Genomic DNA, 12,126 nt, shown 5'->3' on the forward strand with positions numbered 1-12,126 from the left:
GCTATGAGTAGTCAATCGCGCCCTTTAAGTGAACGTTTACAAAAATATCAAAAGCATATTCACGTACCAGTCCCTGCGGTCGCAGGTATTTTAACGCGTGTTGTTGGTTTAACTTTAGAAGCAAAAGGCTTGCGCGCGCCAGTAGGTAGCCAGTGTAAAATTGAAACCATGCATGGTTTTGTTGATGCAGAAATTGTGGGTTTTAACGACCAAACATTGTATCTCATGCCTAATGATCACATCTCAGGGGTGCTACCTGGCGCACGAGTAATACCTCAAGTTAATGAAACCGGACTTCCAGTTGGAATGTGTCTACTTGGTCGAGTTGTCGATGGATTAGGCCGCCCATTAGATGGACTTGGTCCGATCAATGCTGAACATCATCTTAAATTTGCACAAAATTCGATAAACCCTTTATCTCGCAGACCTATCAGTCAACCGATGGATGTGGGGGTGCGTGCCATAAATTCAATTATTACAGTAGGGCAAGGCCAGCGAATGGGCTTGTTTGCAGGTTCTGGTGTCGGTAAATCAGTATTACTAGGGATGATGACCAGAGGGTCTGAGGCTGATGTGATTGTGGTTGGTTTAGTTGGTGAGCGTGGACGAGAAGTTAAAGAATTTATTGAGGAAATTTTAGGCGTCGAGGGACGAAAGCGCTCAGTTGTGGTTGCAGCGCCAGCCGACTCGTCACCTTTAATGCGTCTAAAAGGGTGCGAAAGTGCCGTCACAATCGCGGAGTATTTTCGCGACCAAGGGTTAAATGTTTTGCTATTACTTGATTCTGTTACGCGTTATGCAATGGCTCAGCGTGAAATAGCGTTAGCGGTTGGTGAGCCGCCTGCCACAAAGGGTTACCCACCATCAGTATTTGCGAAACTACCTGCCTTGGTTGAGCGCGCTGGTAATGGTGGCGAAGGGCAGGGTTCTATCACTGCATTTTTTACTGTGCTGAGTGAAGGCGATGATATGCAAGATCCTATTGCGGATGCTGCGCGCGCGATTTTAGATGGGCATATCGTACTATCGCGAGAGCTCGCTGACAGTGGGCATTATCCTGCCATTGATATTGAAAAATCGATTTCACGGGTGATGCCACAAGTTGTGTCTGAGCCACACATGCAGCAAGCTCGAGTACTTAAACAAGTTTATTCTATGTATCAACAGAATAAAGATATGATCACTTTAGGAGCATATCAAAAAGGTACGGACCAGATGCTCGATCAAGCTATTAATATGATGCCAAGAGTAAACGCTTTTTTGCAACAAGGCATGAAAGATGTGATCAGCTATGACGAAGGTCTGCAAGGGCTGGCTCAATTATTAGGACAAGCATAATGACGAAAAATAAACTTGATTTAGTGCTTAGACTAGAAACTGAGAAAGAAGAATCACTAAGGATGAATTATCTGCAGGCGCAGCAACATCTGCAAAGTAATCAACAAAAGCTGCAAGGTTTGAATGACTTTCGATTGGAGTATACGCAACAACTTCACTTAAAAGGTCAGTCAGGTTTAAGCAGTGCTGGTTTTAGTCAGTATCATGCCTTTATCGCAAAAATAGAAGAAGCAATACGCCAACAAGCAAATACTGTAAATACAGCAAAACAAGTTGTATCACAGCGACAAAGCCTATGGTTAAAGCAACAAATTAAAGCTAAGGCAGTAGCTAAATTAATAGAAAAACAGCAACTTAAAGCAAATGTTATTGCTCAAAAAAATGAACAGAAAATGTTAGATGAATTTTCGTCAAATCAATTTTATCAAAGGCGCCGCGCTTTATAACGAGTGCAGTAATAGTGAGGCTAAGTTATTTTCTGCTTTTTTTACCTTAGGCACATAACTTGCTTTATTTATCAGTGAAGTATTTATTCTGGCAAGCTGCGGCGGCAAGTTGCCACTTATTATGTAGGTGAATTATGGCGATTAGTGATCTATCAGTACTCATTTCAACTGAACAAGATGTCCAGCTAACTAAAAAGGGCAGTGAAGCCAAAGATCCGCAAAGTACAGCAAGTGATTTTTTTAGTCTTTTGCAAAATGCCAGCGGCCATGCTGATACGTTAAAGGTGAAGGCTAGTCGAGCGACAGATGAAACAAAGGCTGACTCAGTTGAAGCTAAACCAAACTCGGCCGAAGAAAAACTTACATTAATTGAAAGCGATATACTAGCGAGCAGCGCTGAAAGTGATGATAAAGTAGATAGTTCTGGTGACGCTATGCTTGCTCATATAAATGCAGCTAATAGCATCGATACACGAGTTAATTCACCAAAAGTGGCCAATGCAAACTCGATTGGAAATTTGCTAGATCGCGCAACACATGAAAAATTTGATCCTTCAATCCCTTATATTAAAGCGCCTCGCCCGATTGACGATATTACACCTATTATTGAACCTGTACCCGCTGACGATACTAGTGAATTACTTGATCCTAGATTAGCCGTAATCAGTGGGAAGACTATCATTTCAGAGGCAATTGATAAGCAGTTGAATGTAAAGATAAATAAAGGACCAGGTGATACTGTTACGCCAATACCTGTTGAACCAATTGTTGGCGATATTCAAGAGAAAGGCGATGCAGCGCAAAGCGTGCCTGTTAACACAGCTCAAGGTGTAGTGAATAATGGCGAAGCAAATGTAATTAATACTACAACGCAAACTGCAAAAGCAGAACCGCAAATAACAGCAATAGGCACCAAAGATGCACCAACAGTCAGTGCTCAAGTAAGTAATGAAAAAGATGAATTGATTGAACGAAGAAAAACTCACAACTCAAATCAAGTTGAGACTAACACTGCTGACAATAAAAGTGGTTTAGTGCTTAAGGAAGATGCTATGCCTATACCTCTTGATAAGTTACAAAGTACAGCGTCATTAGTATCCGAAAATAAAGCGACACAGACAGCTTCTATATTACCAAGCGATAAAACACAGAAAGTTGAAGTACCTAATAAAGTTGAAGTGACTAATAAAGATAATAACGCAGCGGATAGACTAAATAACACATCTACAGATAACCTAGATAAACGCGTAATGACTAGCAACAATCTTACAAATACAGCGCAAGAAATTAAAAATCAGGTGGCATCATCTTCACAGTATTTAGTTAAGGAAGCAGCTATTGCGGATAAGGCAGAAAATATATTACCAAGTGATATTGAGATAGAAAAAGCAAGTAAAGCACTACTTAATAGCCAGTCAGCGACAGAGATAAAAAGTAACCCTGTATTAGCTAATCTAACAGATGAACAGCGTAAAACCCTTCAGAGTCAAGCTGCTGTGATAGTTGAGGAGGGGGTGACGCCGGCTAAACTTGATACCTTTAAACAATATATTACTGAGTTAGTAAACAAAAATGAAAAAGTAGCTCAAAATACAGTTGAAAAACCATTATTAATGTCGCAATCAGAAAAAGTAAGTAAAGAGCTTGATGTTGCGATTGGACAGTTAAATAATGCTGATAAGCAGGCCTTGAGGACTCAATTACAACAGTTTTTAGCAACGGCACAGCCAAAAGGCGCGGCATTAAATAATGTGACGGCGGTTATTGATAAACTTGATCAATTGCACGTGGCCGCGGACACTCAAAAATCAGAAAAAGTGATCTCCCCCCAAAGTGCTCAAGTTTTAAATAGTACAGCTGCAAGCATTGTAACAAGTCCAGAGGCTAGCAAAGCTCAGACTTCGCAAGAGGCATTGATTAAGTCAGTTACACAAGAGGCCGTAGTAAAATCAGAGACGCAACAAGCAGTGATAAAAGATGCATTGCTTGAAAGTCATAACAAAGAACAGGTTTTACCGCGAGAGTCAGCAGTAGGGCGTATCAATCAGTTATTTGGACAAATTACAGGGCAGGTCGCAACACTTGTAGCGCCAATAGCTGAAAGTAGTGAGCAGCGTTATCAGCAAGAAATTACAGATATGCAGGTTTTACAAGCTCAACAGGCAAGCCCAACGTCGCAAACAAAACAAGTGAACTTGGATCCAACATTACTCCAAGCATTAAACATAGTGAAAAGTGATGCCGCAAAATTATTGCAAGAGCGAGTGAGTGCCTTATTAAGTATCAATAATAAAGAAGCTGAGATTCGCCTTGATCCACCAGAAATGGGCAGCATGCAAATACGTATTCGCAGCGACGCAGAGCAAGCACAAATTAACTTTGTAGTACAGAATCAACAAGCTAAAGAAGCACTCGAACAATCAATGCCAAAATTACGAGAAATGTTAGCTCAACAAGGTATTGAATTAGGTGAAAGCAGTATTGAGCAAGGTAATAGCCAAAATGGATCTGGAGCGGATGAGCAATCGCAAAGTAGTCAGCATGCAAATAATCAGCAGCAAAATGAGAGTGAAAGTACATTAGCTGAGCAAAATACGAGAATGTCAGGACAACAATCGACATCATCAATAGATTACTACGCCTAACACCTGCTATTATAAAAGCATAAGAATAAATAACTTGATGGGCATACGATACTCGTAATATGCCCATTATTAAGGCATAGAGGAAACCATCATGGCAGAAGAAGCAAATTTAGAAATTGAAGATGGCGGTAAGAGTAAGAAAAAGCTAATAATTATTATTGCTGCTGCAGTGCTTGTTATCGGTGGTGCCGTTGGATTTTTCTTAATGTCTGGCTCTGATTCACCAGAAGAAACATTAGCTGAAGAAACGGTTACAACTCAAGAAGCTGAAAGTTCAACATCGGGGGCTTCTGTTGGCAGTGCTTTATATGTTGCAATGCCACGACCATTTGTATTTAACGTCCCAGGAGCTAGCAGAGACCGCATAGTGCAAATAAAAGTACAATTATTAGTACGTGGTGATGTAAATGAAGAAACAGCTAAAAAACATATACCCTTAATTGAAAGTACACTTTTGGGTGTACTTTCAACCACTACAGCTGATGAGTTAGGAACGAGCGAAGGTAAAGAAACGCTTCGCGTTGCTGCCCTTGATAAGGTGCAAGCGGCGCTCACTGATGTTGAAGGAAGCAAAGTTATTGAGCGGGTATTATTCACCGGCTTTGTGATGCAATAAGGGGTCAGCGTGAGCGATTTATTATCCCAAGACGAAATTGATGCCCTCTTACATGGTGTTGATGATGTTGAAGAGGAAGATATACAAGATGGTGAAGATGGTAGTGGTAATACACTCCAATATGATTTCTCCTCACAAGACCGTATTGTTCGTGGCCGCATGCCAACGTTGGAAATTGTTAACGAGCGCTTTGCTCGCCATATGCGGATCAGTTTATTTAATATGATGCGACGTACGGCAGAAGTATCCATAAATGGCGTGCAAATGATAAAGTTTGGTGAATATATCCACACTTTATTTGTGCCAACAAGTTTGAACATGGTGCGTTTTCGTCCTCTAAAAGGGACTGGATTGATCACCATGGAGGCACGGTTAGTATTTATTTTAGTGGATAACTTCTTTGGTGGTGACGGCCGTTACCATGCAAAAATAGAAGGCCGTGAATTTACTCCCACCGAACGACGTATTGTGCAAATGCTACTAAAAATAATCTTTGAAGATTATAAAGAAGCATGGGCGCCGGTTATGGATGTCTCATTTGAATATCTTGATTCAGAAGTAAACCCTGCTATGGCGAATATTGTGAGCCCCACAGAAGTGGTGGTAATAAGCTCATTCCACATTGAATTAGATGGCGGCGGCGGGGATTTTCATATTGCACTTCCATATTCCATGCTTGAACCTATTCGTGAACTACTCGATGCCGGTGTGCAATCAGATACAGAAGATACAGATCTTCGCTGGAGTAAGGCGCTGCGCGATGAAATAATGGATGTAGAAGTTGAAATGTCAACGCAACTACTTGAAGTTGATTTAACTTTAGCGCAAATTATGGAACTTAAAGCTGGCGATATAATTCCAGTTGAAATGCCTGAACATATTACTGTATTTGTTGAAGACTTACCTACCTATAGGGCGAAAATGGGCCGCTCTCGCGATAATGTAGCTTTACAAATCAGTGAAAAAATTAAACGTCCTGAATCAGTTAAATCAGAACTGCACGTCTTTACTAAAGGTGGCAAAAAACTTGATTCAGATGCAGAATTAGCAGAACTAGAAGATGACTTACACCTTTCAGATGGTGTAGATTTAGACTGGTAAAGAAATAGGGTTAAATGTATGAGCGATGACCAAGATACAATGGATGAGTGGGCTGCTGCGTTAGCTGAAGCAGAAGGCACCGATGATAGCGGCGATGCACAACTTGCTGAACTTGATGAGTTAAGTGATGCTAAGCATGAAATGAGCAGCGATGAAAAGCGCAAGCTTGATACTATTTTAGATATACCCGTTACAATTTCAATGGAAGTTGGGCGATCTAAAATTAATATTCGTAATTTACTTCAGCTAAACCAAGGCTCGGTTGTTGAACTAGATCGCGTTGCGGGTGAACCATTAGATGTACTCGTTAATGGTACCTTGATCGCGCATGGAGAGGTTGTCGTCGTAAATGATAAATTTGGTATACGCTTAACTGACGTAATAAGCCAGGTTGAACGGATTAAAAAACTGCGATGAGCAGTTGGCTTTTATTATCAACAGCGAGCAGCTCAGTCATACCGAAAGCTGCCGCTTCTGGCGATTTAATCTCGATGGTTATGTCATTAGTCATGGTGCTAGTATTGATAGTGATACTGGCTTTTTTGGTTAAAAAGCTCAACCCGAATATTGCTAACAGTGACGAATTTAAAATTGTGAGAAGTTTGCCACTTAGTACTCGTGAGCGGTTAATGGTGGTTGAAATTGATAATTGTCAGCATTTACTAGGGGTAACTCCTCATAGCATCAATTACTTACATAAACTCGAAACCCCGCTAACAGAAAAAGAGTTACCGGCATTAGTACAACGCTTTAGCAAGTTACTAAACCCACAATCGAATCAAAATAAAAAGAATCTATAATATGACTAAGTGGCTGCTTATTCTTCTTACCCTTGTTTTTGTGCCCTCTGTAAGTGCCGAAGGGATTGAAGCCCTGAACATCACTACCAATGCTGATGGTTCACAAGAATACTCTGTGACTTTGCAAGTACTTGCGATAATGACCGCTATGAGTTTTATTCCAGCGGCAATTATTATGATGACTTCATTTACTCGTATTATTGTTGTATTAGCTATTTTGCGTCAAGCAATTGGGTTGCAGCAAACGCCTTCAAACCAAATACTTTTAGGTATGTCACTATTTTTAAGTATTTTTATCATGGCGCCGGTTTATCAAAAGGTGAACGAGCAAGCGATTGAGCCTTATCTCAATGAGCAAGTAACATCCGTACAAGCCCTTGAGCTTGCAAAAGAACCAATGAAAGCATTTATGCTGTCACAAGTACGTATTAAAGATATTGAAACGTTTGCAAAAATAGCCGGTTACGATAAATTAGATTCACCCGAAGATACACCATTAATAGTACTTATCCCCGCATTTGTCACCAGTGAATTACAGACTGCATTTATCATCGGTTTCATGTTCTTCATTCCTTTTTTGATTGTTGATTTAGTGGTTGCATCAGTATTAATGGCCATGGGTATGATGATGTTATCGCCAATGATTGTATCCATGCCATTTAAGATAATGTTGTTTGTACTTGTTGATGGCTGGAGTTTAGTAATGGGGACATTGGCAAAAAGTTTTGGTCTTGGCGAATGACAATGTTTATTAATAGAAGCGCTTTTAAATATTAAGAGGCTAGTATGGAACCAGAAGTATTTGTTGATATTTTAAGTGGCGCTTTGTTTCTTGTTATTAAATTAGTTTCGGCAATCGTTGTACCTGGTCTGATAATAGGTTTAGTCGTTGCCGTGTTTCAAGCTGCAACGTCAATTAATGAGCAAACATTAAGTTTTTTACCACGTTTATTAATTACGATTAGCGCCCTGATCGTCGGTGGGCATTGGTTAACGCAAGAGTTAATGGATTTTTTTACACGCATGGTGCTGATTATTCCTGAAATTGCAGGTTAATATGGAATTTCCTTTTTCAGTAATAATTCAATGGCTCAGCGATTTTTTACTCCCACTAGTACGCATTAGCTCAATGATCATGGTAATGGCGGGTATTGGTGCAAAAAATGTCCCTACACGTATAAAAATGGGTCTTGCTGTAGTCACTACTTTTCTTGTTGTCCCAGTACTGCCCCCCGCTAGTTTCAATAATTTATTTTCATTTGAAATGGTTCTTGTGGTGATCCAACAAATGTTGATTGGGGTTGCAATTGGGTTTGCTTCGCTGCTTATGCTAAATACCTTTGTAATAGCAGGGCAAATATTGGCAATGCAAACAGGCCTTGGTTTTGCGTCGGTAGTTGATCCCTCAAACGGTATGAGTGTGCCAGCAGTAGGGCAATTTTATTTAATCTTAGCCACCTTACTCTTTTTTGTTTTTAATGGTCATTTAATGATGATTCAAATGGTGGTACATAGTTTTCAAGTATTACCAATAGATGGTACGTGGTGGGCGGTTGATCATTATTGGGATATTGTTACTTGGGGGGGCTGGATGTTTACCACTGCATTAGTTCTTTCACTTGCACCTTTAACTGCAATGCTTGTTATAAGTCTGTCATTTGGCGTGATGACCCGAGCAGCCCCGCAGTTAAATATTTTCTCAATTGGTTTTCCGTTTACATTGGTGGCCGGTTTAGTCATTATTTGGGCTACCCTTGGTAACTTTATGACTCAATTTGAATTTCAATGGTTAAAAATGGTTGAGCTAATGTGTACTTTAGTTGGTTGTTCCCCTTAGGAGGCAGTGATGGCTGAAGATTCAGGTCAAGAAAAAACAGAAGAACCCACGGGTAAAAAAATAGATGAATCGAAAAAGAAAGGCCAAGTAGCCCGTTCAAAAGAGTTGGGTACTATGTTCGTTCTGATTTTTTCTGCAATCTCCTTATTAATGTACGGCCCTGATATAGGTAAGGGTCTGTATAATATTATGGGCCGAATGCTTAGTTTAAATCGCAGTGAAACATACGATACAACAAAGATGTTCTCTGTTTGGGCTGAAGTTGCCGATGCACTTGTTTTTCCAATGGCGATGTTTGTTTTTATTATTGTTTTAGCGGGTATTATTGGTAATACACTGTTAGGCGGCTTCAATTTTAGCTGGGAAGCTGCGGCACCCAAAGCGAGTAAAATGTCCCCAGCTAAAGGTATTAAACGCATGCTTGGGCCGCAAGCAGGCGTTGAATTGATTAAATCTATTTTAAAATTTACAGTGGTCGCCGGTTTTGCTGTTTTTTTGATTAATACCTTTTTTGATGAAATTCTACATCTGAGTATTGAGGGGGCGCCCGGGAACATTCTTCATTCTTTAGAAATTTTAGCGTGGATGTTTTTAGGACTCACATGCACCATGGCAATTATTGCAGCAATAGACGCTCCTTATCAAAGTCATACTCATCATAAACAACTTAAAATGACTTTACAGGAAGTAAAAGATGAATATAAAAACTCCGAAGGTGATCCGCAAATAAAAGCGCGGATTAGGCAAACTCAAAGACAAATGTCTCAACGTAGAATGATGCAAGATGTGCCCGATGCTGACGTTGTTGTTACTAACCCAACACATTACTCAGTTGCATTAAAGTACGACACAGAGCGTGCAGGTGCACCAATCGTGCTTGCTAAAGGTGTGGATGAGATGGCTATGCAAATTAGAAAAGTAGCATTAGGTAATGAAGTGCCAATTGTAGAATCCCCAATGCTTACGCGTGCGTTATATCATACCGCTGAGGTGGGCGATCAAATACCGGATCAATTATTTACGGCTGTAGCGCAAGTGCTCGCATTTGTCTTTCAGCTTAAGCGCTTTCAAAAAGGCCGTGGTAAACGCCCGACAAAACTTAATAAAAACCTCCCCATCCCCGATGCCTACAAGCATTGATTTTTAGTTATTAACCTATTTTAATAAATAATTAATAACTGGAATAGTTATTGCAAATTCCGTGTAGTGTCAATTTTTTGAAATTGTAGAATTATGGAATTTAAAGCTGTATTACAACAACTTAATAGAGATAAAAAAGAGTATTTAAAAGGTGTAGGTACCCCTTTACTGGTACTTGCTGCGCTGGGAATGGTGATTTTACCGTTACCGCCATTTTTACTCGATATTCTTTTTTCGTTTAATATAGCTTTAGCACTAGTTGTGTTATTGGTGACAGTTTACACCATGAAGCCAGTAGAATTTGGCATGTTTCCAGCTGTACTTCTTATTGCAACCATCATGCGTTTAGCGCTCAATGTTGCCAGCACTCGAGTTGTACTTTTAGAAGGCCATAATGGAGGCGATGCTGCAGGTAAAGTTATTGAAGCCTTTGGCTCCGTAGTAATTGGCGGAAATTACGCAGTTGGTCTAGTGGTGTTTTTAATTCTGATCATCATCAACTTTGTAGTAATCACTAAGGGTGCGGGCCGTATCTCAGAAGTATCTGCACGCTTTACCCTTGATGCAATGCCAGGTAAGCAAATGGCAATTGATGCTGATTTGAACGCAGGCTTTATAAGCGCTGAGCAAGCACGTGACCGTCGTGAAGAGGTTACTCGCGAGGCTGATTTCTATGGTTCTATGGATGGTGCCAGTAAGTTTGTAAAAGGCGATGCCATAGCCGGTATCGTTATTTTGATTATCAATATTGTAGGTGGTTTATTTGTTGGAATGATCCAACATGACTTAAGTTTTAGTAATGCAATGGAAGTGTACACTTTGCTTACTATTGGTGACGGCCTAGTTGCTCAATTACCTTCATTACTCCTTTCAATTGGTACGGCCATTGTAGTAACCCGTCAAAATGAATCGCTCAATATGGGTGATCAATTTAAGAAACAACTTGGCAATGAAAAGTCACTATTTATCGCCTCAGGCATTTTGATTGTAATGGGCTTAGTGCCAGGCATGCCACACTTTGCATTTTTAAGCCTTGGTGCACTACTGGGGTATTTAGCATATTACACTCAACAAAGTAAGATCAAAGCCGCAGCGGTAAAAGAAGCTGAAACAGCGAATGGTGGTGCATCAGGAACAGGTGTTGCAAATAAAAAAGAGCAAAAAGAACTTAGCTGGGATGATGTTCAGCAAGTCGATGTTATTGGTTTGGAAGTGGGCTATCGTTTAATTCCGCTCGTTGATCAATCACAAGGTGGTGAGCTACTAAATCGAATTAAAGGTGTACGTAAAAAGCTTTCTCAAGAGTTAGGGTTTTTGGTACCGCCAGTACACATTCGCGATAACTTAGAATTAGATCCAAACGCATACAGAATTACTCTGATGGGTGTTTCAAGTGGTGAGGGGGAGCTTAAACATGGTGACGAGTTAGCGATTAACCCGGGACAAGTGTTTGGAGCGATTAAAGGGATTGCGACGAAAGACCCTGCTTTTGGTTTAGATGCAGTTTGGATTAAACCCGATCAAAAAGATGAAGCGCAATCATTAGGTTACACCGTTGTAGATGCTGCCACTGTCGTCGCGACCCATATTAGTCAACTACTTACAAATAGTGCAGCTTTACTACTTGGCCATGAAGAAGTACAAAATTTACTTGATATGCTAGCTAAGAGTCACCCTCGTTTAGTTGAAGGTTTAGTCCCAGATGTATTACCGTTGACAACAATCGTTAAAGTTTTACAAAATTTATTAAATGAAGGTGTCGCAATACGCGATATGCGTTCAATAGTACAAACCCTAGTAGAGTATGGCCCACGTAGCCAAGACCCTGATGTATTAACGGCTGCAGTGCGAATTTCACTGCGTAGATTAATTGTTCAGGACGCTGTTGGTATGTCATCAGAAATCCCTGTCATAACCTTGGCGCCTGAGTTGGAACAGATGTTGCATCAGTCACTACAGAATGCAGGCGACGAAGGTGCCGGAATTGAACCAGGACTTGCAGAGCGACTTCAGCAATCATTAAATGAAGCGCATCAAAATCAAGAAATGGCCGGTGAACCTTCGATATTGCTAACGTCAGGAATGTTACGCACTGTGTTATCTCGTTTTGTTAAGTACACCATACCAGGGTTACGGGTGATGTCTTATCAAGAGGTACCAGACGAAAGACAGATCAAGATTGTCAGCTCAGTAGGCCAATAAT

Annotated in this window: 12 protein-coding genes; all 12 read left to right on the plus strand. The window is 40.5% G+C overall.

Going from position 1 to position 12,126, the window contains the following annotated elements:
* Nucleotides 1-3: 3 nt before the first annotated feature.
* Nucleotides 4-1,338 (plus strand): flagellar protein export ATPase FliI, encoded by a 1,335-nt coding sequence (gene fliI / locus ADS77_RS08440; RefSeq protein WP_054203312.1) that lies wholly within the window; start codon nt 4-6, stop codon nt 1,336-1,338.
* Complete coding sequence (fliJ, locus tag ADS77_RS08445; RefSeq protein ID WP_054203311.1) at nt 1,338-1,784, plus strand: flagellar export protein FliJ; 447 nt, start codon at nt 1,338-1,340, stop codon at nt 1,782-1,784. The genes fliI and fliJ overlap by 1 nt, the downstream gene beginning before the upstream one ends.
* A 134-nt stretch (nt 1,785-1,918) precedes the next feature.
* The gene (locus ADS77_RS08450; RefSeq protein WP_054453886.1) at nt 1,919-4,429 is read left to right on the plus strand and encodes a flagellar hook-length control protein FliK; all 2,511 of its coding nucleotides are present in this window, start codon (nt 1,919-1,921) and stop codon (nt 4,427-4,429) included.
* Nucleotides 4,430-4,520: 91 nt separating this feature from the next.
* Nucleotides 4,521-5,045, plus strand: a complete 525-nt coding sequence (gene fliL, locus ADS77_RS08455; protein ID WP_054203309.1) for a flagellar basal body-associated protein FliL — start codon at nt 4,521-4,523, stop codon at nt 5,043-5,045.
* 9 nt (nt 5,046-5,054) lie between these two features.
* Nucleotides 5,055-6,146 (plus strand): flagellar motor switch protein FliM, encoded by a 1,092-nt coding sequence (gene fliM / locus ADS77_RS08460; RefSeq protein ID WP_054203308.1) that lies wholly within the window; start codon nt 5,055-5,057, stop codon nt 6,144-6,146.
* An 18-nt stretch (nt 6,147-6,164) separates the two neighbouring features.
* On the plus strand, nt 6,165-6,563 hold the full coding sequence (fliN, locus tag ADS77_RS08465; protein WP_054203307.1) for a flagellar motor switch protein FliN: 399 nt from the start codon (nt 6,165-6,167) through the stop codon (nt 6,561-6,563).
* Nucleotides 6,560-6,946, plus strand: a complete 387-nt coding sequence (gene fliO / locus ADS77_RS08470) for a flagellar biosynthetic protein FliO (protein WP_054203306.1) — start codon at nt 6,560-6,562, stop codon at nt 6,944-6,946. Before fliN ends, fliO begins: the two co-directional genes overlap by 4 nt.
* Nucleotide 6,947: 1 nt before the next feature.
* Entirely contained in the window at nt 6,948-7,688 is a 741-nt protein-coding gene (gene fliP / locus ADS77_RS08475; RefSeq protein WP_054203305.1) for a flagellar type III secretion system pore protein FliP, read from the plus strand.
* A gap of 44 nt (nt 7,689-7,732) precedes the next feature.
* Nucleotides 7,733-8,002: a flagellar biosynthetic protein FliQ gene (locus ADS77_RS08480; protein WP_054203304.1), complete on the plus strand. Its 270-nt coding sequence runs from the start codon at nt 7,733-7,735 to the stop codon at nt 8,000-8,002.
* A gap of 1 nt (nt 8,003) precedes the next feature.
* Nucleotides 8,004-8,783, plus strand: a complete 780-nt coding sequence (gene fliR, locus ADS77_RS08485; RefSeq protein ID WP_054203303.1) for a flagellar biosynthetic protein FliR — start codon at nt 8,004-8,006, stop codon at nt 8,781-8,783.
* A 9-nt stretch (nt 8,784-8,792) separates the two neighbouring features.
* Nucleotides 8,793-9,923: a flagellar biosynthesis protein FlhB gene (gene flhB / locus ADS77_RS08490; protein WP_054203302.1), complete on the plus strand. Its 1,131-nt coding sequence runs from the start codon at nt 8,793-8,795 to the stop codon at nt 9,921-9,923.
* Between the two features lie 93 nt (nt 9,924-10,016).
* A complete protein-coding gene (flhA, locus tag ADS77_RS08495) occupies nt 10,017-12,125 on the plus strand; it encodes a flagellar biosynthesis protein FlhA (protein ID WP_054203301.1) in 2,109 nt (702 codons plus the stop codon).
* Nucleotide 12,126: the final 1 nt, after the last annotated feature.

Source organism: Pseudoalteromonas porphyrae, assembly GCF_001298125.1.
GTDB classification, from domain to species: domain Bacteria; phylum Pseudomonadota; class Gammaproteobacteria; order Enterobacterales; family Alteromonadaceae; genus Pseudoalteromonas; species Pseudoalteromonas neustonica.

What these genes read in the sequence shown, in the direction of transcription:
- fliI (WP_054203312.1), top strand. Translation starts at nt 4, where the DNA reads ATGAGTAGTCAATCGCGCCCTTTAAGTGAACGTTTACAAAAATATCAA.
- fliJ (WP_054203311.1), top strand. Translation starts at nt 1,338, where the DNA reads ATGACGAAAAATAAACTTGATTTAGTGCTTAGACTAGAAACTGAGAAA.
- ADS77_RS08450 (WP_054453886.1), top strand. Translation starts at nt 1,919, where the DNA reads ATGGCGATTAGTGATCTATCAGTACTCATTTCAACTGAACAAGATGTC.
- fliL (WP_054203309.1), top strand. Translation starts at nt 4,521, where the DNA reads ATGGCAGAAGAAGCAAATTTAGAAATTGAAGATGGCGGTAAGAGTAAG.
- fliN (WP_054203307.1), top strand. Translation starts at nt 6,165, where the DNA reads ATGAGCGATGACCAAGATACAATGGATGAGTGGGCTGCTGCGTTAGCT.
- fliO (WP_054203306.1), top strand. Translation starts at nt 6,560, where the DNA reads ATGAGCAGTTGGCTTTTATTATCAACAGCGAGCAGCTCAGTCATACCG.
- fliP (WP_054203305.1), top strand. Translation starts at nt 6,948, where the DNA reads ATGACTAAGTGGCTGCTTATTCTTCTTACCCTTGTTTTTGTGCCCTCT.
- ADS77_RS08480 (WP_054203304.1), top strand. Translation starts at nt 7,733, where the DNA reads ATGGAACCAGAAGTATTTGTTGATATTTTAAGTGGCGCTTTGTTTCTT.
- fliR (WP_054203303.1), top strand. Translation starts at nt 8,004, where the DNA reads ATGGAATTTCCTTTTTCAGTAATAATTCAATGGCTCAGCGATTTTTTA.
- flhB (WP_054203302.1), top strand. Translation starts at nt 8,793, where the DNA reads ATGGCTGAAGATTCAGGTCAAGAAAAAACAGAAGAACCCACGGGTAAA.
- flhA (WP_054203301.1), top strand. Translation starts at nt 10,017, where the DNA reads ATGGAATTTAAAGCTGTATTACAACAACTTAATAGAGATAAAAAAGAG.